At 72.5% G+C, this 21,110-nt stretch carries 16 protein-coding genes; 2 read left to right on the top strand and 14 right to left on the bottom strand.

Going from position 1 to position 21,110, the window contains the following annotated elements; all coding sequences use genetic code 11:
• Positions 1 to 77: 77 nt before the first annotated feature.
• Together ACFYQQ_RS33730 and ACFYQQ_RS33735 are read right to left on the bottom strand one after the other, a co-directional pair.
• Entirely contained in the window at positions 78 to 1,052 is a 975-nt protein-coding gene (locus ACFYQQ_RS33730; protein ID WP_355792273.1) for a hypothetical protein, read from the bottom strand.
• A complete protein-coding gene (locus ACFYQQ_RS33735) occupies positions 1,049 to 4,561 on the bottom strand; it encodes a DNA polymerase III subunit alpha (RefSeq protein ID WP_356174343.1) in 3,513 nt (1,170 codons plus the stop codon). The genes ACFYQQ_RS33730 and ACFYQQ_RS33735 overlap by 4 nt, the downstream gene beginning before the upstream one ends.
• Positions 4,562 to 4,717: 156 nt before the next feature.
• Between ACFYQQ_RS33735 and ACFYQQ_RS33740 the strand changes: the two genes are divergently transcribed.
• Complete coding sequence (locus ACFYQQ_RS33740) at positions 4,718 to 5,779, top strand: DUF3533 domain-containing protein (protein WP_355791669.1); 1,062 nt, start codon at positions 4,718 to 4,720, stop codon at positions 5,777 to 5,779.
• Between the two features lie 113 nt (positions 5,780 to 5,892).
• On the opposite strand, the gene ACFYQQ_RS33745 is transcribed toward ACFYQQ_RS33740, so the two are convergent.
• The 11 genes from ACFYQQ_RS33745 to ACFYQQ_RS33795 all read right to left on the bottom strand — a co-directional run bounded on the left by ACFYQQ_RS33745 (position 5,893) and on the right by ACFYQQ_RS33795 (position 18,370).
• On the bottom strand, positions 5,893 to 6,975 hold the full coding sequence (locus ACFYQQ_RS33745; RefSeq protein WP_355791672.1) for a S1 family peptidase: 1,083 nt from the start codon (positions 6,973 to 6,975) through the stop codon (positions 5,893 to 5,895).
• A gap of 277 nt (positions 6,976 to 7,252) precedes the next feature.
• Positions 7,253 to 8,191 carry a slipin family protein gene (locus ACFYQQ_RS33750; RefSeq protein WP_388906472.1) on the bottom strand — a complete coding sequence of 313 codons (939 nt, stop codon included), beginning with the start codon at positions 8,189 to 8,191 and terminating at the stop codon, positions 7,253 to 7,255.
• 168 nt (positions 8,192 to 8,359) lie between these two features.
• Entirely contained in the window at positions 8,360 to 9,265 is a 906-nt protein-coding gene (locus ACFYQQ_RS33755; RefSeq protein ID WP_356173392.1) for a S1 family peptidase, read from the bottom strand.
• Between the two features lie 237 nt (positions 9,266 to 9,502).
• Entirely contained in the window at positions 9,503 to 10,285 is a 783-nt protein-coding gene (locus ACFYQQ_RS33760) for a DUF1684 domain-containing protein (RefSeq protein ID WP_355793060.1), read from the bottom strand.
• Positions 10,286 to 10,289: 4 nt separating this feature from the next.
• Positions 10,290 to 11,600 (bottom strand): NtaA/DmoA family FMN-dependent monooxygenase, encoded by a 1,311-nt coding sequence (locus tag ACFYQQ_RS33765; RefSeq protein WP_355793062.1) that lies wholly within the window; start codon positions 11,598 to 11,600, stop codon positions 10,290 to 10,292.
• Positions 11,597 to 12,676: an LLM class flavin-dependent oxidoreductase gene (locus tag ACFYQQ_RS33770; RefSeq protein WP_356173388.1), complete on the bottom strand. Its 1,080-nt coding sequence runs from the start codon at positions 12,674 to 12,676 to the stop codon at positions 11,597 to 11,599. Before ACFYQQ_RS33770 ends, ACFYQQ_RS33765 begins: the two co-directional genes overlap by 4 nt.
• A 102-nt stretch (positions 12,677 to 12,778) precedes the next feature.
• A complete protein-coding gene (locus tag ACFYQQ_RS33775; protein WP_356173385.1) occupies positions 12,779 to 13,750 on the bottom strand; it encodes an ABC transporter substrate-binding protein in 972 nt (323 codons plus the stop codon).
• A 53-nt stretch (positions 13,751 to 13,803) separates the two neighbouring features.
• Positions 13,804 to 14,556, bottom strand: coding sequence for an amino acid ABC transporter ATP-binding protein (locus ACFYQQ_RS33780; protein ID WP_355782462.1), 753 nt, complete (start codon positions 14,554 to 14,556; stop codon positions 13,804 to 13,806).
• A 35-nt stretch (positions 14,557 to 14,591) separates the two neighbouring features.
• Positions 14,592 to 15,482 carry an amino acid ABC transporter permease gene (locus tag ACFYQQ_RS33785; protein ID WP_355782451.1) on the bottom strand — a complete coding sequence of 297 codons (891 nt, stop codon included), beginning with the start codon at positions 15,480 to 15,482 and terminating at the stop codon, positions 14,592 to 14,594.
• A 270-nt stretch (positions 15,483 to 15,752) separates the two neighbouring features.
• A complete protein-coding gene (locus ACFYQQ_RS33790) occupies positions 15,753 to 17,528 on the bottom strand; it encodes an FAD/NAD(P)-binding protein (protein WP_355782448.1) in 1,776 nt (591 codons plus the stop codon).
• Positions 17,525 to 18,370: an amino acid ABC transporter permease gene (locus tag ACFYQQ_RS33795; RefSeq protein ID WP_355782445.1), complete on the bottom strand. Its 846-nt coding sequence runs from the start codon at positions 18,368 to 18,370 to the stop codon at positions 17,525 to 17,527. Before ACFYQQ_RS33795 ends, ACFYQQ_RS33790 begins: the two co-directional genes overlap by 4 nt.
• A 507-nt stretch (positions 18,371 to 18,877) precedes the next feature.
• Here ACFYQQ_RS33795 and ACFYQQ_RS33800 point away from each other — a divergent pair.
• The gene (locus ACFYQQ_RS33800) at positions 18,878 to 19,840 is read left to right on the top strand and encodes an ABC transporter substrate-binding protein (protein ID WP_355782442.1); all 963 of its coding nucleotides are present in this window, start codon (positions 18,878 to 18,880) and stop codon (positions 19,838 to 19,840) included.
• A gap of 69 nt (positions 19,841 to 19,909) precedes the next feature.
• Here ACFYQQ_RS33800 and ACFYQQ_RS33805 read toward each other — a convergent pair whose 3' ends face one another.
• A complete protein-coding gene (locus ACFYQQ_RS33805; protein ID WP_388906418.1) occupies positions 19,910 to 21,109 on the bottom strand; it encodes a DUF5685 family protein in 1,200 nt (399 codons plus the stop codon).
• Between the last annotated feature and the right edge of the window lies 1 nt (position 21,110).

Consider the following 21,110-nt stretch of genomic DNA (forward strand, 5'->3'; position numbering starts at 1 on the left):
GGGCCACCGCGGACAAGGGCGCGGGCTCCGGGCCACGGCGGCCAAGCCACCGGACTCCCCCACCGCGCCTCGGACGGTCACGCCGCCAGTGTCCCCGGCACGATCACATGCGCCCCGAATCTGGCCCGCGCCCGGTCCGCCGCCTCCTCGACCCGGCGGACCTTCTCGTCCACGGGGTCGAACGTGAGCTGGTGGGAGGCCAGTTCGGCGGGGGTCAGCCCCTCGGCGCGCAGGGCCATCGCACGGACGCGGGCGCGTTGCAGCCCGAGCGCCTCGTACATGCGGTACGCCGCCGAGGTGAGGGCCGAGGTATGGGCGGTCGGCTCCTCCAGCGTGCGGCTGCGGACCGTCGCGGAGCGGTCGGCGTAGCGCACGGTGAGCGTCAGCGTGCGGCACACCTGCTCCAGGGAGCGCAGCCGGGTGCCCAGTTCCTCGGTGGCGGACAGCAGGGCCCTGCGATGCAGGTCGGGGTCCAACTCGTCGCGTGAGAAGGGGCGTTCGGTGGCCAGGGAACGTGAGGCCGCGTTCGGCACGACCCGGCCGCGGTCGATCCCGGAGGCCTTCTCGTGCAGTTCGCGGCCCGCGCGGGCGGTGGTGAGCCGTTGCAGGGTGGACAGGGGCGCGGCGGCGACCTTGCCGACGGTGTCGAGGCCGTACTCGCCCAGGGTGCGGGCGGTCGCGGCGCCGACGCCGGGCAGCGCGGCGACCGGCCGGTCCGCGAGGAACTCCCCGACGGAGGCGGGATCGCCGGGCACCACACGGACGCTTCCGCGCGCGGCCTCCCGCAGGGCCATGCGGGCCAGCATCGGTCCGGGGCCGGCCCCGATCACGCAGTCCACCCCGTGATGAGCGAGGGCCCGCACCCGTATCACCGAGGCGAGTTCCACGACGCCCCGGCCGAAGTACCGTTCGGCGCCCCGCAGGTCCACCAGCGCGCCGTCGGGCGGCAGGGCCTCGACGACGGGGGTGAACTCCTCGAGCATGACGAGGAGTCGGGGCAGGGCCGCCTCGCACGTCGGAGGCAGCTGGAAACGTACGCAGAGGATGGTCATCCCGCACTCCCCGGACTCTGGTGCCACAACTTCTTTCCTCCCGCGGGCCCTTCGCCCGCGGGACGCAGATCCGCCCAGGGGTGCATCTGGAACCCCGTGGGCAGGCGGATGCTCCGGCTCCTCATCGGGTCCTCGGCCGCGGAACCGGTCGGGCGGGGCTGCCCGTCGGAACCCGCGACCCTGGCCCGGGACGGACCGTCGCCGTCCGACGGAGGGCCGGTGGAGCCGTCGCGGGCGGCGCCGTCCGCCTCGGCCAGCCGGGCGGCCACCCCCTCCAGGCCCTCCTCGCGGCGCACCTCCAGCAGGTCCGCGAGGTTCCAGGCGGCGGCCCCCACCACGCTGAAGCCGCGCGAGCCGCGGCGCTGGACCACTCCGCGCACGAGCAGCAGCCAGGAGTGGAAGACGGTGTGCGCGCAGGTGTCGTGGGAGTCGTCGAAGAAGGCGAGGTCGACCAGGCCCGTGCCGTCGTCCAGCGTGGAGAAGATGACGCGCTTGCCGGAGCGGATCGGCGGGGTCTGGGTGGCCGCCTTGGCGCCCGCGACCAGGACCGTCTCGCCGTTGCGCGCCTGCCGCAGCCGGCGGGCCGTGACCACGCCCAGCTCCTGGAGGAACTGCCGGTGGTCGTCCATCAGGTTGCGGGAGGTGTCCATGGAGAGGATGCCCAGCTCGGCGCTGAGCTTCTCCGCCTCGTCGAGGTCCGGCAGGCCCGCCGAGGCCGTGCGCCGGCCGCCGGCCAGCGGGAGCTGGTCGCCGCGTCCGCCGCGCGCGCCCCGGTGGAGTTCCGTCAAGTGCAGTTGCAGATCACGGCGGTTGGCGCCGAACGCGTCGAGGGCGCCGACCTGCGCCAGCCGCTGGGCGAGCGGCCGGCTCGGCCGGGCGCGCTCCCAGAAGTCGAGCAGTGAGGCGTACGGCTGCCCGTCCGCGATCCGTGCGGCCTCGGCCTCGCTGATGCCGTGCACGTCGGAGAGGGCCAGGCGTACCCCCCACACGTTCCTGACACCCCTGTATTCAGACACCAGTTCGATACGGTGGGCGACCGCCGACCGGTTCACGTCCAGCGGCAGGATCGGCACCCCTCTGCGCCGCGCGTCCGCGAGCAGCAACCGCTTCGGGTACATCCCGGGGTCGTGGGTGAGCAGCCCCGCGTAGAAGGCGGCCGGGTGATGGGCCTTCAGCCACGCCGACTGGTACGTCGGGACGGCGAAGGCGACGGCGTGCGCCTTGCAGAAGCCGTACGACCCGAACGCCTCGACGATCTCCCAGGTGCGTGCGATCGTCTCGGCGTCGTACCCCTTGGCCGCCGCGTGCTGGGCGAACCAGAAGCGGATCCGCCCCTGCGACTCCGGGTCGGACAGCCCGCGCCGCACCCGGTCCGCCTCGTCGCGCCCGCAGCCGGTCATGATGTCGACGATGTCGATGATCTGCTCGTGGAAGACGACGACCCCGTACGTCCCCTTCAGCGGTTCCTCCAGGTCCGGGTGGGGATAGCGGGCAGGTGCCCGGCCGTGCCGCGCCTCGATGAACGGCCGCACCATGTCGGCGGCGACCGGACCCGGCCGGAAGAGCGAGATGTCGACGACGAGATCGTGGAAGGTCGCGGGCTGGAGGCGTCCGACCAGGTCCCGCTGGCCCGGCGACTCGATCTGGAAGCAGCCCAGCGTCTCGGTGGACTGCACGAGCCGGTACGTCGCCGGGTCGCCCTGCGGTACGGCGTCCAGGTCCACGGCGTCCCCCGTCGCCCGCTCCACCTCGGCCACGGCGTGCGCCATCGCGGACTGCATCCGCACGCCGAGGACATCGAGCTTGAGCAGCCCGAGGTCCTCGACGTCCTCCTTGTCGAACTGCGACATGGGCAGGCCCTCGCCGCTGGTCGGCACGACCGGTGTACGGGCGAGGAGGGAGGCGTCGGACAGGAGCACCCCACACGGGTGCATGGCGACGCCGCGCGGCAGGGCGTCGAGGGCCTCGACCAGTTCCCACAGGCGCCCGTACTTCTCCTTCTCCCCCGCCAGCTGCCGCAGTTCGGGCAGCTCGTCCAGCGCGGCACGGGCGTCGCGGGCGCGGATGTGCGGGAAGGACTTGGCGATCCGGTCGATGTCGGCCGGGTCCATGGACAGGGCGGCGCCCACGTCGCGGATGGCGTGCCGGACCCGGTAGGTCTCGGGCATCGCGACGGTCGCCACCCGCTCGGTGCCGAACCGGCCGATGATCGCGCGGTAGACCTCGATCCGGCGGGCGGACTCCACGTCGATGTCGATGTCGGGCAGCACCGGGCGGCGCTTGGACAGGAAACGCTCCATCAGCAGCCCGTGCTCGACGGGGTCGGCGTGCGCGATGCCGAGGAGGTGGTTGACCAGCGAGCCGGCGCCGGAGCCGCGCGCGGCGACCCGGATCCCCATCCCCCGTACGTCGTCCACGACCTGAGCGACCGTCAGGAAGTACGAGGCGAAGTTGTGGTGGGCGATGATGTCCAGCTCCCGGTGCATCCGCTCCCAGTAGTCCCGGCGTCCGGCGTAGCCGCGCAGCACCATGCCCGCCGCCGCCCGGGAGGCCAGGGCGCGCTGCGCGGTGCGCCGGCCGGCGCCGACGAGGTGCGGCTCGGGGAAGTGGACGGCGCCGATGCCGAGGTCTTCCTCGGGGTCGACGCGGCATTCGGCGGCGGTGGCCTGCGTCTGTTCGAGCAGCCGGTGCGCCGTCTCACGGCGGAAGCCGGCGGCCTCGACGATCCGCTCGGCGGCGCCCAGCATGGCGCCCGGGTCCTTGAGCCAGGCCTCGCCGCTGTCCAGCCCGCGCCGGGGGTCGACGGGGACGAGACGGCGGGCGGAGTCCAGGACGTCGGCGACCGGGCCGAGGCCGGGGTCGGCGTACCGGACGGCGTTGCTGAGCACCGGCCGCACACCCTGCTCGGCGGCGAAGCCGACGGTGCGCGCGGCCAGCCGCAGGGAGCCGGGGCCGGTGCCCTCGCGCCCGTGCCAGACGGCCTCCAGGCGCAGGGCGTCGCCGTACCCCTCCCGCCAGGGCACGAGCAGTTCCGCGGCCCGGTCGGGGCGCCCGGCGGCGAGGGCGCGGCCGACGTCCGAGGCGGGGCCGAGCAGGACGGTCAGGCCCTCGGCGTGGTTGTCCGCCCGGGGCAGCACGGCCGGGCCCTCGCCGGCCTGCGATGCCGTAACGATTCTGCAGAGGTCGGCCCAGCCGGCCGCCCCGTCCCGGGCGAGGAAGGTCACGCGCGGCGCCGACTCGTCGACGAAGGCACCGCCGCGGACCGGGGTGCGCCGCTTCTCCCCGCGCTCGGGCTCCCCCACCGCCAGCTCCGCGCCGAACAGGGGACGGACGCCCGCCTTCGCGCAGGCCTTGGCGAACCGGACCACGCCCGCGACGGTGTCCCGGTCGGTGAGCGCGAGGGTGTCCATGCCCCGCTCGGCGGCACGCTCGGCCAGCCGCTCCGGGTGCGAGGCCCCGTACCGCACGGAGAACCCGGAGACGGTGTGCAGATGCGTGAACCCCGGCACACGCACCTCCCGTACCCGTGAGCCCCTGGCCGGGCTCTCGAACATTAGTTCCCAACTGCCTCACCACCACCATAGACCAATTTTCGAACAAGCGTGCTACATCCGTTCGGACCCGTCCCACCTGCGCAAACACCGTGCGCCCCGGAGCGTGAGGGCATGACGCAGAGAGCCGGAGCCGACGCGCCGCGTACGTCCTTTCTCGACGAGGTGAGGGACGCGGTCACCCCTCGGGCCACACTCCTGGTCATCGGTGTGATCGCTCTCCAGCTGCTCTTCATCGCCTCCTACGTGGGCGCGCTGCACGACCCGAAGCCCAAGGACGTGCCCTTCGGGGTCGTCGCGCCGCAGGGGGCGGCCGAGCAGGCCGTCGACCGGCTGCGGCAGCTTCCGGGCGAGCCGCTGGATCCCCGGACGGTCGAGGACGCGGCCGAGGCCCGCCGGCAGATCCTGAACCGCGACATCGACGGCGCCCTGGTCGTCGACCCGTCCGGCACCACCGACACCCTGCTGGTCGCCTCCGGCGGCGGGAGCGCCCTCGCCAACACCCTGGGGGCGCTCACCACCTCCCTGGAGAGGGGCGAGCGGCGCGACCTCAGGGTCGTCGATCTGGCGCCCGCCTCGGACCAGGACTTCGACGGGCTCTCGTCCTTCTACCTGGTCGTCGGCTGGTGCGTCGGCGGCTACCTCTCGGCGTCGATCCTGGCGATCAGCTCGGGCGCGCGGCCGGCCAACACGCGCCGCGCGACGATCCGGCTCGTCGTGATGGCCCTCATCGCGATCGTCGGCGGGCTCGGCGGCGCGGTCATCATCGGGCCGGTCCTCGGCGCCCTGCCGGGCAGTGTCTGGGCCCTGTGGGGTCTGGGCGCCCTGACCACCTTCGCGGTCGGCGCCGCCACGCTCGCCCTCCAGGGCGTCTTCGGGATCGTCGGCATCGGGCTCGCCATCCTGCTGATCGTGATCGCGGGCAACCCGAGCGCGGGCGGGGCCTTCCCGCTGCCCATGCTGCCGCCCTTCTGGAAGGCGATCGGACCGGCCCTGCCGCCCGGCGCCGGCACCTGGGCGGCCCGCTCGATCGCCTACTTCAAGGGCAACGACGTGACCGTCTCCCTGCTGGTGCTCTCGGCCTGGGCGGTGGTGGGCAGCGCGGTGACCCTGCTGGCCGCGGCCCTGCGCAGGAAGCACCACGCACCGGCGGAGGCCTCTCCCCGACCTGTCTAGGCCTTCGGCGAGCGCGGCTCTGGACGGGCGCCGACGACCGGACACGCGAAACGCCGAGGTCCCGCCCCCACAACCGGTGGGGGCGGGACCTCCGGACGGACGGTGCCGAGCCGTCAGCCGATCTGGGCGCCGAACACCGAGAGGGCCTCGGTGACCGGCTGGAAGAAGGTCTCGCCGCCCGAGGTGCAGTCACCGCTGCCGCCCGAGGTGAGGCCGATCGCGGTGTCGCCCGAGAAGAGCGAGCCGCCGCTGTCGCCGGGCTCGGCGCAGACGTCGGTCTGGATGAGGCCGTTGACGATGTCGCCGTTGCCGTAGTTCACGGTGGCGTCCAGGCCGGTGACCGTGCCGTCGTGCACCTGGGTCGTGGAGCCGCTGCGGGTCACCTTCTGGCCCACGGTGGCGTCGCCCGCCTTGGTGATGGCCTGCGCGGAGCCGTTGTAGAGGTCCACCTCGCTCGGGTGGGCGACGTCCGCGGTGTACTTCACCAGACCGAAGTCGTTGTCCGGGAAGCCGGACTGCTCGTTGGTGCCGATCTGGTTGCCGGCGGAGTCCGACCAGGTCGAGATCGACTCCGTGCAGTGCCCGGCGGTGATGAAGTACGGCCGGCCGTCCTTGACCACGTTGAAGCCGAGCGAGCAGCGTCCGCCGCCTCCGGTGATCGCGTCGCCGCCGGCGATGAAGGGTTTGAACTCCCCCTTCGTGCGCTGCAGTTCGGCCTTTCCGCCGAGTCCGTCGACGACCTCGGACAGCTTGGCCCACTCGGCCGCGGAGACCGTGCGGTCCGCGGTGACTACGACCTTGTTGGTGGCCGGGTCGGTGGCCCACGAGGTGCCGGGGATGCTCGCGTCCTGCTTCAGCGTCGTACGGGCGCCCTTCAGCTCGGCGAGGGAGTTCTCGACGACTCTGGCCTTCGCGCCGGCCGCCCGCGCGGCCTTCGCCGCGCTCTCGTCGAGCACGTTGACGACGAGGTGCTCGCCCTTCGCGTCGTAATACGTTCCCGCCGCGTCGGCGCCCAGGTCCTTGCCGAGGACCGAGGCGAGCTTTCCGGCCGCCGCGACCGAGAGCGTCCGCGGCTCGGACGACTTCGCGGTCTCGCTCGCGTTCGCAGTCTGGAAGGTGACTCCCGCGGTGACCAGTGCGGCGATGCCCGCACCTGCCACGGCGGCGCGCCGCCCGGATATGCGTCGGTGCTTCAACTGACGTCCTCCTGTGGGGGGTCGGTCGAGGAGGTTGTGGGGACCTCCGGGACCGGAAGGCGTACGGACATGAACCCGGCACACCGTAAAAAGCCGCGTTCATGCCAACGGTGCGGCGCCCACTATTCCGACGTCGGCGGGGCGGACACAAGGTCGACTTCCGGACGCGCCTACGCCAACGGTCGTGCGCCCTCTACGTCCTGACCGGCCGTGATCGGCCCCATGGATTCGCACTGCAAACACTGCGTGCGAGCACCGCCTGTGCAGCCTGTGAGGACTAGTCCTGTCCGGATATCGCCCCTGAACCGTCCGGCTTCTCGCGGGCCTCGACGAGCGGACGTTGCTCCCGCACCGGTTGCGGAGCGACCTCGGACGCCGGCGGCTCCGCGGGCTCCCGGGCCTCCGCGGGCGGCTGCGGCACGGCCGGCGCGGGCTGCTGCGCGGGCTGCTGCGCACCCGTCTGGGCGCGTTCGAGGAAGCGCAGGAGTTCGACGGGGAAGGGCAGGACGAGGGTGGAGTTCTTCTCGGCGGCGACGGCCACCACGGTCTGCAGGAGGCGCAGTTGGAGGGCGGCGGGCTGCTCGGACATGACTCCGGCGGCCTCCGCGAGTTTCTTGGACGCCTGGAGTTCGGCGTCGGCGTTGATGATGCGGGCGCGGCGTTCGCGGTCGGCCTCGGCCTGGCGGGCCATGGAGCGTTTCATGGTCTCGGGCAGGGAGACGTCCTTGATCTCGACGCGGTCGATCTGCACGCCCCAGCCGATGGAGGGGCTGTCGATCATCAACTCCAGTCCCTGGTTGAGCTTTTCGCGGTTGGACAGCAGGTCGTCCAGGTCGCTCTTGCCGATGATGGAGCGCAGGGAGGTCTGGGCCATCTGGGAGACCGCGAAGCGGTAGTCCTCGACCTGGACGACCGCGTCGGCGGCGTCGACGACCTTGAAGTAGATGACGGCGTCCACCCGGACCGTGACGTTGTCCCGGGTGATGCCGTCCTGCGCGGGCACCGGCATCGTGACGATCTGCATGTTCACCTTGCGAAGCCGGTCCACGAACGGAACGATCAGCGTGAACCCGGGCCCGCGCACCCCGGGCCTGAGCCGGCCGAGGCGCAGCACCACACCGCGTTCGTACTGCTTGACGACACGGGCCGCCGCCATCACGTAGACCGCTCCCACGGACGCGACGGACACTCCCGCGGCCACCAGTTCCTCGACCATCACGGCCCCCCAGGGTCCGGTGTGGGCGCATCAGGCATGTAGCTCGACGGTAACCCCGCCGCCGGGCAAGGGCGAGCCCCCGCACGCCGGTTGCGTGCGGGGGCTCTCCTGTGGCCGCGGGAGCGACCGTCGCGGTGGGGCGCGCCGGTCTCCGTGACGTGGGCCGGTCTAGTAGACGTGGACCCCGTAGGCGCTCAGGGCCTCGGTGACCGGCTGGAAGAAGGTCGTACCGCCGGAGGAGCAGTTGCCGCTGCCGCCGGAGGTCAGACCGTAGGCGGTGGTGCCGCCGTACAGCGGGCCGCCGGAGTCGCCGGGCTCGGCGCAGACCGTGGTCTGGATCATGCCGTAGACGACGTCGCCGCCGCCGTAGTTGACCGTCGCGTTGAGCGCGGTGACCCGGCCGCTGTGCGTGCCGGTCGTGGAGCCGCGGCGGTAGACGGTGGTGCCGACGGACGGGGTGGCGGCGCTGGTGATGTCCTGGCTGCCCACCGCGCCGGACTTGGTGCCGGTGTAGCTGGTGGAGTACCGGACGATGCCGTAGTCGTTCGTCGGGAAGCTGGAGCCCGCGGTCGAGCCGAGCGTGGTGGTGTGCCCGGAGTTCGACCACCAGGTGCCCGCGCCGTCGGTGCAGTGACCGGCGGTCAGGAAGTAGTAGTTCCCGCTGTTGTCCTGGACGTTGAAGCCCAGCGAGCAGCGCCAGCTACTCGCATAGATGGCGTCGCCGCCGGAGATCAGCTTGTTGAACTTGCCCGGGGTGCGCTTGATGGTGAGGGCGTCGGCGTTGCTGCCGGCGTCCCGCTTGATCTGCGCGATCTCGGCCTTCGACACCGTGCTGTCGACGGTGACGACGACGCGGTTGGTCTTCTGGTCGACAGCCCAGGCGGTGCCCGCGATGTCGGATTGGAGCACCGACTTGTTCACCTTGCTCAGCTGGGTGGCGCTGAAGGTGTGCACGTCGGACGCGCTCGCGTTGGGGACCGCGAACGATGCGGCGGCCACGAGTCCGGTGCTCACGGCGATCAGCCGAGTCCGTCTCGATATGCCGCTACGGGGGGTGGTGCGCTTGATCCTCACGTGTCGTTCCTCCGAAGGGAAGTCGGGGGCCCGCGTGGGGTCGGGGCCCGTGAGGCGCAGCCAGGGTTCTGTCCGGATTCCGAACAAGACGTGCCCCTGACAAGCGCTGAGGGGGAGTATTCGGCCGCACGGCCGACCGGCGCAAGGGCGCCTTTCGGCCGTGCAGCGTTCAACTTGCGCTCATCCCACGGGTGTTGATCACGGACCCTCCCTCGGTCCGCCGTCTCCCGGGCGGGTTCAGAGCAGCCTGCGCTCCCCCGCCTCGACCGCCGCGTGCAGCGTGTTCCCGGGCGGCGGGAAGGGGCAGATGAAGTGGTCCGCGAAGGCACACGGGGGCAGCAGCGAACGGTTGAAGTCCACCGTCGTGGAGCCCTCGGCGTCGGGCGCCGCCGGGCGCAGGAAGCGGAAGCGGTAGCTGCTGTTCCCGCTGGTGGTGTCGGCGAAGACGGCCCAGAGCGAACCGTCGTCCTCCACCGACACCTGGAGGGTCAGGTCCTGCCCGTCGAGGGTGAAGGCGAGCACCCCGCCGAGCCCCAGACCGCGGGAACGCCCGTCCACGTTCTCGACCCGTACGGTGCGGCTCTCTCCGTACGGCGTGAAGTGTCCCGGCACCGACCAGCGCGCGTCGTACGGGGTGGCGTCGATGCCCTGGAAGGCCCGCCGCGCGGGGGCCGCCGGGTCGAAGTCGCGTACCCCCCAGACGCCTTCGCGGACCAGGACGACGAGGCGGCGCTCCCCGTACCCGACCCGGGCCGAGTCGGCCGGTCCCGAGTCGGCGACCAGCCGGACCTCCCCGGCGAAGGGCTCGCCGTCGAGGGTCAGACCGTCGTCGTCCCCTGCCGTCAGCACGACCGCGTCGCCCTCGGCGGCCCATCGCCCGGGGATGTCCGGAAGTCGACCCTCCGGATAGTCCTCCAGCCAGTGCGTGCCCGTGAGGGAGAGCGGGCCGTAGGGCGCGGCCACCGTCTCGGTGCGCTGCTCGTGCCAGTGCTTCCAGTCCTGGGATGCGTCCGTCGTCATGTGATCAACCTTTCCATACCGGATCCGGCAACCCGAGGTGCGAGCGCAGCGTCGTCCCGCCGTATTCCGTGCGGAACGCCCCCCGCTCCTGGAGCAGCGGGACCACCCGGTCCACGAACTCGTCGAGCCCGCCCGGGGTGAGATGCGGGACGAGGATGAAGCCGTCGGCGGCGTCGGTCTGCACGAACTCGTCCAGATCGGCGGCGACCGCCTCCGGGGTGCCGATGAAGGACTGCCGGCCGGTCGCCTCGATCACGGTCTCCCGGATGGACAGCCCCTTCTGACGCGACAGGGAGCGCCATCTCGCCGCGATGGCGAAGGGGTCGCCGAGCCGGGTCCTGCCCTGGGTGAGCCCGGAGTCCGGCACCGGGTCGATGTCGGGCAGCGGCCCGTCCGGGTCGTACGAGGACAGGTCGACGCCCCAGATCTGCTCCAGCGCGAGGATCGCGTTCTGCGGGGAGACCTGAAGGCGGCGGATCTCGGCCGCCTTCTCCTGGGCCTCGGCCGCCGTGTCGCCGAGTACGACCGTGACGCCGGGCATGATCTTCAGGTCCTCGGGGGCGCGCCCGTACCCCGCGAGCCGCCCCTTCACGTCGGCGTAGAACGCGCGGCCGGCCTCCAGCGTGCCGTGCCGGGTGAAGATGACGTCGGCGGCCGAGGCGGCGAACTCGCGTCCCTCCGGCGAGTCCCCGGCCTGGATGACGACGGGGTGCCCCTGCGGGGAGCGCGGGACGGTGAACTCACCCGCGATGTCGAAGTGCCGGCCCCGGTGGGCGAACGGGCGCGGCACGCCGTCCGGGGTCCAGGAGTCCCACAGCTCCCGTGCCGTCGCGACGAACTCGGCGGCCCGCGTGTACCGCTCGGCCCGGTCGAGGTAGCCGCCGCGCCGGAAGTTCTCGCCGGTGAACGCGTCGGAGGAGGTGACCACGTTCCAGGCCGCCCGGCCGCCGCTCAGGTGGTCCAGTGTGGCGAGCCTGCGGGCGAGTTCGTACGGCTCGTTGAAGGTGGCGTTGACCGTCGCGGCGAGTCCGAGCCGCTCGGTGACGCCGGCGAGGGCGTTCAGGACGGTGAGGGACTCGGGGCGGCCCACGACGTCGAGATCGTGGACGCGCCCCTTGTGCTCACGCAGCCGCAGCCCCTCGGCGAGGAAGAAGAAGTCGAACAGGCCGCGTTCGGCGGTGCGTGCGAGGTGTTCGAAGGAGCTGAAGTCGATCTGCGACCTCGACCGCGGATCGGCCCACACCGTCGTGTTGTTGACGCCCGGGAAGTGGGCGGCCAGGTGGATCTGTCTGCGCGCGGACGGACGGACGGTCATGACGCTCCCCCTGCCACGGCGTACTGGTTGGCGGGCCGCGCGAGGCCCAGGTGCTCCCTGAGCGTGCTGCCCGGATAGAAGGTGCGGAACAGGCCGCGGTGCTGGAGCAGCGCGACCGTGCCGTTCACGAGCCGCTCCAGGTCCCGGCGCGGCTCGACGGGCGTGAGGTGGAAGCCGTCGGCGGCCCCGGCCCCGTGCCAGTCGGCGATCAGCTCGGCGAGGTCCACGGGGCCGCCGCGGTACAGCGGGCCCTGGGCACTCGGCCGGGGTCCCCCGCCGCCGTGGCCCCGGTCCGCCGCGTGCTCGCCGTCCCCGAGGTCGACGACCAGGCCGGCGAGGACGCGCAGCGTGTCGGGGTCGCGTCCGGACCGTGCCGCCGCGTCCCGCAGTTCGGCGCGTACGGCACGGGCCTGGGCGGCGTCCACGGCCCGCACGAGCGCCACGTCGGCGTGGCGTGCCGCGACCCGCCGGGCGTGGCCCTCGGTGGCGTCGACGACCCGGACGGGGTGGCCCTGCGGGGGCCGCGGCACGATCGAGGGGCCCTTCACCGAGAAGGAGGTCCCCCGGAAGTCGACGTAGTGCAGCTTGTCCCGGTCGATGAAGCGGCCGGTCGCCTCGTCGCGTATCTCGGCGTCGTCCTCCCAGCTGTCCCAGAGCCGGGCGGCCACGTCGGCGACCTCGGCGGCCTCCTGCCACAGCGCCTCGGCGGGTGCTGCGTGGCGGCGCCCGAACAGCCGGGCCTCGCCCTCGGTCGTCGACACGTCGATCCGCCAGCCCGCCCGGCCGCGGCTGACCCAGTCGAGGGTCGCCACCGCCGCCTGGACGTGGAAGGGCTCGGTGTGCGTGGTCGTCACCGTCGGCACCAGGCCGATACGGGTCGTGGCGGGCGCGACGCGGGACAGGACGGAGAGCGCGTCGGGCCCGGGGCGCGCGAAGGTGTCGCCGAGCGTCACGAAGTCGAGGGCACCGCGCTCCGCGAGCCGGGCCAGTTCCACCGGGGGGCCGGCGTCGTAGGCCGCCTCCTGGTCGATGGCGGCGGCCAGGTGCAGGAGCCCCCGGCCGTTCGGTGCGGTCATGGGTCGAGCCTTTCCGGTGGGGGGACAGCCGGCCGCCGTGGCGGCCGGCTGAGGGGTGAGGGGACCGGCGGCCGCGCGGGGTGCGCGGCCGCCGGGGCGGGCTCAGGTCTTCGGGAGACCGGGCGGGTTGATCTCGGACTTCTTCACGGCCTCGCTGCTCAGTCCCCAGCGCTTGAGGACCTTGGCGTAGGAGCCGTTCTCGATGACGTGGTCGAGGGCCGCCGCGTAGGCGTCGACGAGGCCGCTGTCCTTCTTGGTGGTGGCGGCGATCTTGCCCTGGAGCTTGTCCCCGGCTCCGGAGAGCGTGCCGACGATCTCGCTCTGGCCGGCGGAGGCCACGTGGTACGCGGCGGACGGGCTGGGGCCGAGATAGGCGTCGATACGGCCCGACTGGAGCGCCAGGTAGTAGTCCGTGTCCTTCTGGAAGTACTTGATGGAGACCGGCTCACGTCCGGCCTTCTCGTTCTGTCTGCTCCAGTCGACGAGGATCTTCTCCTGGTTGGTCCCCGAGGACACGGCGATGGTCTTGCCCGCCACGTCCTCGGGCTTGTCGACCCGCCAGGACGTCCCCTTCTTCGCCTCGAACGCGATGTTGTCGAGGCGGTAGGTGGCGAAGTCGTACTTCTCCTTGCGCTCCTCGGTGACGGTCACGTTGGAGAAGACGGCGTCGAACTTGCCGCTGTCGAGGCCGACGAAGAGGTTCTCCCAGGAGACCTCGTCGTTGTCGAGCTTCAGGCCGAGGGTGTCGGCGACCAGGGTCGCGAGATCGATCTCGGAGCCGATGCGGGTCTTGTCGTCGGTCGCGTAGAAGCCGAGCGGCGGCGAGGCGTCGGCGCTCTGGCCCAGCTTCAGCGTGCCGCGCTCACGGATCGCCGCCGGTACGAGCGCGGCGATGCTGTCGACCTTCTCGCCGCGGACACGGTGCTGGTCCGGGCCGATGTTGATGTCGCCGACCTTCTTGGTACCGGAGGCGCCCGTCCCGGTCGCCGCGTCGCTGTCACCGCCGCAGGCGCTGAGCAGCGGCGCGGCGACGAGCGCGGCGAGGGAGGCGGCGAAGACGCGTCGGGACAGCATGGTGGAACTCCTCATGGATGTGGGTGACTTGGTGGTGAGAGAGGTCAGGACGGTCAGAGGACCTTGGAGAGGAACGCGCGGGTGCGTTCGTGCCGCGGGTGGTCCAGTACGTCGCCGGGGGTGCCCTGTTCGACGATGCGGCCGTCGTCCATGAAGACGACGGTGTCGGCGACCTCCCGGGCGAAGCCGATCTCGTGGGTGACGACGATCATCGTGGTGCCCTGGTGGGCCAGGTCCTTGATGACGTCGAGCACCTCGCCGACCAGTTCGGGGTCGAGGGCCGAGGTCGGCTCGTCGAAGAGCAGCAGCCTCGGTTCCAGGGCGAGCGCGCGGGCGATGGCGACACGCTGCTGCTGGCCGCCCGAGAGCTGCTTCGGGTAGGCGTCGGCCTTGTCGGCGAGGCCGACGCGGTCGAGCAGGGCGCGCGCGGTCTCGACGACGGCCCGGCGCGGGCGCTTCAGCGCGGACACCGGGGCCTCGACGATGTTGTCCAGCACGGTGAGGTGCGGGAAGAGGTTGAAGTTCTGGAAGACGAAGCCGATCCGGGTGCGCTGCCGCAGGATCTCGCGTTCGCGCAGCTCGTACAGCTTGTCGCCGGAGCGCCGGTAGCCGACGAGTGTGCCGTCGACGCTGATCCAGCCCTGGTCGACCTTCTCCAGGTGGTTGATGGTGCGCAGCAGGGTCGACTTGCCGGAACCGGAGGGGCCGAGGATCACGGTGACCTCTCCCGCCCGTACCGCGAGGTCGACGCCCTTGAGCACCTCCAGCGAACCGAAGCTCTTGTGGACGGACTTGATGTCGACCATGGCGGTGGCCGTGCCGGCGGGTCCGGTGGGCGCGCTCATCGGGCGGTTCCCTTCGCGAAGTGGCGTTCGACGTAGTGCTGGAGGACGGAGAGCGCGGTGGTCAGGAGGATGTACCAGGCGGTGGCGACCATGAGCAGGGGGACGACGCGGCCGTTGCGCCCGTAGATCACCTGGACCTGGTAGAAGAGCTCACCGATCGCCATGACCGAGACGATCGAGGTGCCCTTGAAGAGGGAGATCACCTCGTTGGCGGCGTTCGGCAGGATCGAGCGCATCGCCTGCGGCAGGACGATCCGCCGGATCTGCCGGATCCTCGGGATGCCGAGGGCGGCCGCCGCCTCCAACTGGCCGCCGTCCACGGCGAGTACGCCGCCCCGGACGATCTCGGCCGCGTACGCCGCCTGGTGCAGGGCGAGTCCGAGCACGGCCGCGCTCATCGCGCCGACCAGGCCCATCGTGTCGAAGGAGAAGAACCCGGGCCCGAACGGGATGCCGAACTGCAGCTCCTTGTAGAGGTAGGCCAGGTTGAACCAGAAGAGCAGCTGCACGATCAGCGGGATGGAGCGGAACGCCCAGATGTAGGCGAACGCCACCGCCTTGAGGAACGGGCTGGCCGACAGCCGCATGAAGGCGAGCACGATGCCGAGCGCGAACCCGAGGGCCGTGCCGTAGAAGGTCAGCTGGAGGGTGACCCAGACGGCCTTGAGGATCACGTCGGCCGTGAAGAACTCGGCGAACACCTCCCATTCCCAGCCGGAGTTGGTGGCCAGCCCGTGCGCGAACTGCGCGAGCAGGACGGCCGTCACGACGACGGCCGCCCAGCGCCAGGGGTGGCGGACGGGCACGACCTTGAGCGCGCCGAGGTCCTCCGGTTCGACGGCCGGCGCGGCGAGCGGTGATCGGGGTGGATCGCTGGTCAGAGACATGGGTTCCTCGGGCGGGGTGGGAAGCGGACGAAGGGCGTCGGGCGGGGCGGAGTCGGCGGTACATCGGAGCGGCGCCCGGTGGCGGTGCGCCGCGCCCTCGCGGTGGCCGAGCGGACGGGTTTGCCCGGCCACGGGTGGGCGGACGGACCGGCCCGCGACGAGCGCGGAGGGTGGGCCCTGGCCGGGGGCGGGGCTGACGGACGGCACCCCCGGTCGGAGGCGGCGCGACCGGATCCGCCCGTCGGGGCGCGGTGGAGCGCGGCGGTGCCGTCAGGCGGCGATGCGACAGGAGAGCGCGCGCAGGAACGCCAGCGCGGCGCGGGCGGCGGCGTCGTTCTGCCGGAAGGCGGGGCCGCCGGTGCGCGGCCGGGTGAAGGCGCCCGAACCGCGGGCGTCGGTGTGCGGACCTAGCGCGAAGCGCCGGGGGTGCGGGGAGCCCGAGCGGTCCAGGATCCGCCCGTCGGCGGGGTCGACGGCGAGCAGCCCCTCGGGGGTCGCGGCGGCCCCCTCGGCGTACAGCTCGCGCAGCAGGGAGTCGCTGGTGCGCTCGACCGTGGGGTGCGGCAGCCGCGCCTCGACCAGTGCGCGGGCCTCGGTCACCGCGCCCGGCACCGTGGCACTGCGCGCCCGGAAGAGCCCGTCCTCGGCGGTGACGGTCATGTCCGCGCCGACGAACCTCAGGACGCCGGCCCGGGACAGCGCGAGCAGCTGCCGGAGCCGGGGCCCGGGCGGACCGGACGCCAGGTAGCTGAAGAAGCCGTGCCACCAGGAGCCGATGTCGCCGAGCCGCACCAGCTGTCCGTAGACGGAGAGCAGCCCGAGGAAGACAGCCAGATCCGGGCTGTGCGACGGGTCGTGACGTCGCGTCAGATCGCGTTCGACGTAGGCGCGCACCCCGTGCTGGAGTTCCTCCGGGGAGGGGTACCGCACCCCGTCGAGCGGGCGGTCGAGAGCGGCGAGGTCCAGCCGGTCGGCGGGGTCGGGCACAGCGGACGCCACCAGCGCCTGGATCTCGGCGGCGTCCCCGGCCGCGTACTTCTCCTCGAAGTCCGTCCAGGCGACCCTGGTCCGCTCGGGGTGGGCCGTGAAGAGCCGGTGGTAGTGGGCGAACCCCAGCTCCTTCTCGACCAGGGGCCATACGTCGCGGTGGAAGTCGAACCCGCCCGGGCGGGCGAGGAGCGCGTCGATCTCGGCGGGGCCCAGGAACCGCGGCAGCGGCGGGCGTTCGCCCTCCCAGTCGTACCCGATCTTCGAGTGGTACGGGACGCCGCGCCGGGAGCCCACGTACAGGACCGGCTCACGCCCGGAGGGGACGTACTCCCCCTGTTCGTGGCGGCCGCCGCGCCCCTCGGTGAGGAGCACGACCAGGTCGACGAAGGCCAGCCCGAAGCCGCGCACGAGGACCGGCTCGCCGGGCGCGAGGGCGGACAGGTCGCTGTCGGCGGTGAAGTCCGGGGGCAGGTGGACGAGCCCGTGCGCGTCGGCGTACGCGCTCAACGCCCGCTGTTCCGACTCGGGTTCGGCGTCCAGGTGACCGAGCGTCAGGACGACGACGTCGGCCGCGAGGGGCTCGGCGCGGCCTTCCAGCCACACCCGCTGCCGGCCCTCGCGGGGACCGTCGACGCGCAGCGCGCGCCGGGCGTGGTGGTGGACGGTGATGCCGGACGGCAGGGCGGCCACCGTCCGCTCGAACACCCAGCGCAGGTACGCGCCCTGCCGCTGCCGGTCCGCGAAGACGCGCCCGTCGATGCCGGCCCACTCGTGCAGGGTGGGACCCTCACGGACGGGGCCCGCCATGGCGACGCTCTCGTCGGTGAACATGGTGACGTCCTGGGCCTGCGAGTTCATCCAGAGCAGCGGTGACTGCTCCTCGCGCCAGATGCGTCCGCCGCCCGGCGGGTAGGGGTCGACCAGATGGATGTCGAGGCCGGAACCGGCGTACAGCTCGGGCGCGTTGGCGGCGATCCGTTCCAGCAGTCCGGTTCCCCTCGGGCCGGCGCCGACGATGACGAGGGAGGGCCGGTCCGCGGTTGGCAGGGCGCTCATCGGCTGCGCTCCGATCCGCGGGCGTAGTGCTTCTCGACGTAGTGCTGGCCGACGCCGAGCACCGAGGTGACGATGACGTACCAGAGGGTGGCGACCATCAGGAGCGGCATCACCTGGTAGGTGCGGTGGTAGACCAACTGGACGGAGTAGAGCAGGTCCTGGACGGCGATGACGCTGACGATGGACGTGCCCTTGAGGGTGCCGATCAGCATGTTCCCGGCCGGCGGCACGATGGCGCGCATGGCCTGCGGCAGCACGATCCGCCACCAGCGTCGCCACCGGCCGAGCCCGAGCGCCTCGGCGGCCTCGATCTGTCCGCGGTCGACGGAGAGGATGCCGCCGCGCACCACCTCGGCGGCGTAGGCGGCCTCGTGGAGGGTGAGGCCGACGATCGCGACGGTGACCGGACCGAGCAGGTCGACCGTCCGCACGCCGAGGATCCGCGGGTACAGCGCGCCGATGTTGAACCAGAACAGCAGCTGCACCAGGATCGGCATCGACCGGAAGAGCCAGACGTAGCCCCAACTCACCGACCTGAGAACGGGGTTGGCGGACAGCCGGCCCGCGGCGAGCAGTGCGCCCAGCGCGAAGCCTAGGACCATCACGAGCGCGGTCAGCCAGAGCGTGAGCCACAGGCCCCGCAGCACGGAGGCCGAGGTGAAGTAGTCGCCCACGACGTCCCACTGGAACGCCTCGTTGCGGACGACGGAGTCGACGGCGAGCCCGAGCAGGACCAGGACGACGACGGCGGCCGACCACTGGCCGGGACGGCGGCGCGGGACGATGCGCAAGGGCGACGCTTCGTGCGGCGGGGCCGTCTTGAGGAGGGTGTCGGAGGACATGCGAAGGCTCCGTGATGCGTCGGATCGAACACGGGTGATGCCTTCACACAGGTCACACGGGGCGCCGCGAGGGCGCCGCACGGCCGAGCCCCTCAGCAGGGCCGTCCGCCGAGAGTACGGGGGCGTTTCCCCCCGCTGTCAAGGCTGTCCACACTGTGAGCCGTGCGTCTCAGGGCAGTTGACGCGGAAACGGATGCCTGTTCCACTTGGCCCCATGCATCCGCAGCAGTGGCTGGTCACGCGCTCCCACATCGACTTCGGTCGAGTGTGGTCCTCTTCCTGTTGAGCTGACCGCCCGGCACCCCTTCCGACGGGTGCCTCCCTGCGTTTCCCCGGCGCCTGAGCGCCGTTCGCCCACGCCTTCACACGCGTACCCCGGCGCTCCCCTCGCGCCAGCTCTCCGCACCACCGCAGCCGTGCCCTCCGCCGCCTTCCCGCGAGCGGGGCGAGTCCGCCTGCCCGCCCACGCGCCCTCCGGCTTCCGCCTGTTCAGGAGACCCGTACGCCATGAGTACGCCCTCGCGGCCCCGCCGCCGCCATTTCGTCCCCTTCGCCCTGATCACCTCCGCGGCCCTGCTGCTCACGGCGTGCGGCGGTTCCCGCGATCCGGCGGGCGCCGCCGCCGGCGGTGACGCCGAGGCCGCGGCCGACAAGGACGGGATCCCGGTGAAGGACGTCGTCTCCTCGGTCCGCGAGGACCCGGCCGCCGCCGGCCTGCTGCCGCCCGGCGTGCACAGCCTCACCGTCGCGGTCAGCGTCTCCGGTCAGCCGCCGGGCACCTCCTACCTGGCCGACGGCAAGACCCTGGCCGGGCAGGACGTCGACTTCGCGGACGCGGTCGCAAGGACGCTCGGCATCGAGCTGAAGCACGAGGCCGCGAGTTTCGAGGCGATCCTGCCCGCCCTGGACAGCGGCAAGTACGACTTCGGGGTGGGCAACTTCGGGGTGACCGACGAACGCCGCCGGACGATCGACTTCGTGACCTACGTCAACGACGGCCAGGGCTTCGCCACCCGCAAGGACAGCAAGCTGGCCAAGGTGACCGACCTGAAGCAGCTGTGCGGACTGAACGTCGCGACGGGTGCCGGGACGACCTTCGAGGCGACGCTGGAGCAGAACAAGAAGGTGTGCACGGACGCGGGTGAGAAGGCGTACAAGGTGCAGACCTACAGCGAGCAGGGCGCGGTCTGGTCCTCGCTCCAGCAGGGCCGCAGCGACATCGTGATGAGCACGATCAACGGACTGCGCTACGCGGTCGCCCATCAGGAGGGCGTGAAGTTCCTCAACGAGTTCCACCGGCTCGACGTCGGCTTCGCCTTCGACAAGGGCACGAAGCTGGCGCCCGCGTTCCAGGCCGCCGTCAACAAGCTCATCGCCGACGGGACCTACCGGAAGATCCTCGGCAAGTGGGGGACGACCGGCTCGGGCATCGAGAAGTCGCAGATCTCGCCGCCCGAGATCAAGGACTGAGATCCGGGGCCGGTCCGGGCGGCCCGCGGGGCCCGGGGCCGCCTTCCCTGAGCCCCGGACCCCGCGCGCTCAGCAGTCGCAGCAGGAGCAGCACTCACAGCATTCGCAGCAGTCGCACCCGTCGCAGCAGTCGCAGTTGTTGCACCATCCCTCGCGCCGCTGCCGTGACCACGGTCCCTCGTACTCGTCGGCGCAGCACACCTTGCAGGTGCAGCACAGGCCGATCGCCGCGGCACACCCCGCCCAGAGGCCGCGCCTGCCCGGTCCCGGCGGCCGGAGCGAGGGCCCGCCGCCGAAGGGGTTGCCGGTGCCGTACGGATTCCGCGTGTCGGGTCCGTGCGGTGCTCCCTGCTGCGGCGGCGGTCCGAACGCGCCGTCCGCCCCGCCGGGGTGCCCGTCCCCGTGCCCGCACCCGGCCGTGCCGAAGGCGCGGTCCACCGAGCGCTCCAGCTCGTGCGCGAGCAGCACGTGCGCCAGCCGCCCGTCGGCGAACTCCACCTCGCGCAGAGCGAGCCGGATGCCGTGCAGCGCGTCGTCGGCGAGACGCCGCGCCTCGGTGAGCGGTGTGCCGGTGGCCGTCAGGGGGTTCCAGGCGCCCGAGGCGGCGTCGGCCTCCCGGTCCTCGACGGCGTCCAGCAGGTGCGCGAGCCGTCCGAAGAGGCGCCCGGCCTCGGCGAGGGGCGCCGCGTTGCCCGGGCGTCCGGCGAGGACGGCGGTGTGCGCGAAGGCCGCGGCGGTCGCGGTCTCGGTGGGCTCGGTGACCGCCAGGAGCGGGGTGCCGGGGCCGGCGAGCGCCTCGACACCGGCCTGCCGGTCCACGGCGTCGAGGAGGACGGCGGTGTCGAAGCCGACGGCCGAACCGGTGCGCGTCCCGGCCCTGTCCCAGCCGGCGGCGACCCGGCGTGCGGCGAGGGCGACCGGCCTGCGGGCCAAGAGGCCGTCACCGTCCGTGACATGGTCGCGGACCTTGGCGGCGGCCAGGACCAGCGAGACGGCGGCCGCGAGCCGCGCGCCCTCGCCCTGCGCGACGGACGCCGTCCGCATCCCGCGGAGCGGACAGGGCCCCGCGGTGCGCCTGCCGGCGGTGGCGCCGCCGGCCTGAGCTTCCGTCAGAACGGATATCAGCAGCCCGTCATAATTGGTGACGATCCTCGCGAACTGACCGTGGTCACCGCGCAGCGCGAGACAGAGTCCGCACAAATGCGCCATCCACTGCGTCTTCAGACCCTCCGTCAGGCGATGCCTGCAGGGCCGGACGATTCCGAACACG

The organism is Streptomyces sp. NPDC005496 (assembly GCF_042872045.1).
In the GTDB taxonomy this organism is placed as follows: Bacteria; Actinomycetota; Actinomycetes; order Streptomycetales; family Streptomycetaceae; genus Streptomyces.

Coding starts and splice junctions, on each gene's coding strand:
- ACFYQQ_RS33730 (WP_355792273.1), bottom strand. CDS start 1,052: ATGACCATCCTCTGCGTACGTTTCCAGCTGCCTCCGACGTGCGAGGCG.
- ACFYQQ_RS33740 (WP_355791669.1), top strand. CDS start 4,718: ATGACGCAGAGAGCCGGAGCCGACGCGCCGCGTACGTCCTTTCTCGAC.
- ACFYQQ_RS33750 (WP_388906472.1), bottom strand. CDS start 8,191: ATGGTCGAGGAACTGGTGGCCGCGGGAGTGTCCGTCGCGTCCGTGGGA.
- ACFYQQ_RS33760 (WP_355793060.1), bottom strand. CDS start 10,285: ATGACGACGGACGCATCCCAGGACTGGAAGCACTGGCACGAGCAGCGC.
- ACFYQQ_RS33765 (WP_355793062.1), bottom strand. CDS start 11,600: ATGACCGTCCGTCCGTCCGCGCGCAGACAGATCCACCTGGCCGCCCAC.
- ACFYQQ_RS33770 (WP_356173388.1), bottom strand. CDS start 12,676: ATGACCGCACCGAACGGCCGGGGGCTCCTGCACCTGGCCGCCGCCATC.
- ACFYQQ_RS33775 (WP_356173385.1), bottom strand. CDS start 13,750: ATGCTGTCCCGACGCGTCTTCGCCGCCTCCCTCGCCGCGCTCGTCGCC.
- ACFYQQ_RS33780 (WP_355782462.1), bottom strand. CDS start 14,556: ATGGTCGACATCAAGTCCGTCCACAAGAGCTTCGGTTCGCTGGAGGTG.
- ACFYQQ_RS33785 (WP_355782451.1), bottom strand. CDS start 15,482: ATGTCTCTGACCAGCGATCCACCCCGATCACCGCTCGCCGCGCCGGCC.
- ACFYQQ_RS33790 (WP_355782448.1), bottom strand. CDS start 17,528: ATGAGCGCCCTGCCAACCGCGGACCGGCCCTCCCTCGTCATCGTCGGC.
- ACFYQQ_RS33795 (WP_355782445.1), bottom strand. CDS start 18,370: ATGTCCTCCGACACCCTCCTCAAGACGGCCCCGCCGCACGAAGCGTCG.
- ACFYQQ_RS33800 (WP_355782442.1), top strand. CDS start 18,878: ATGAGTACGCCCTCGCGGCCCCGCCGCCGCCATTTCGTCCCCTTCGCC.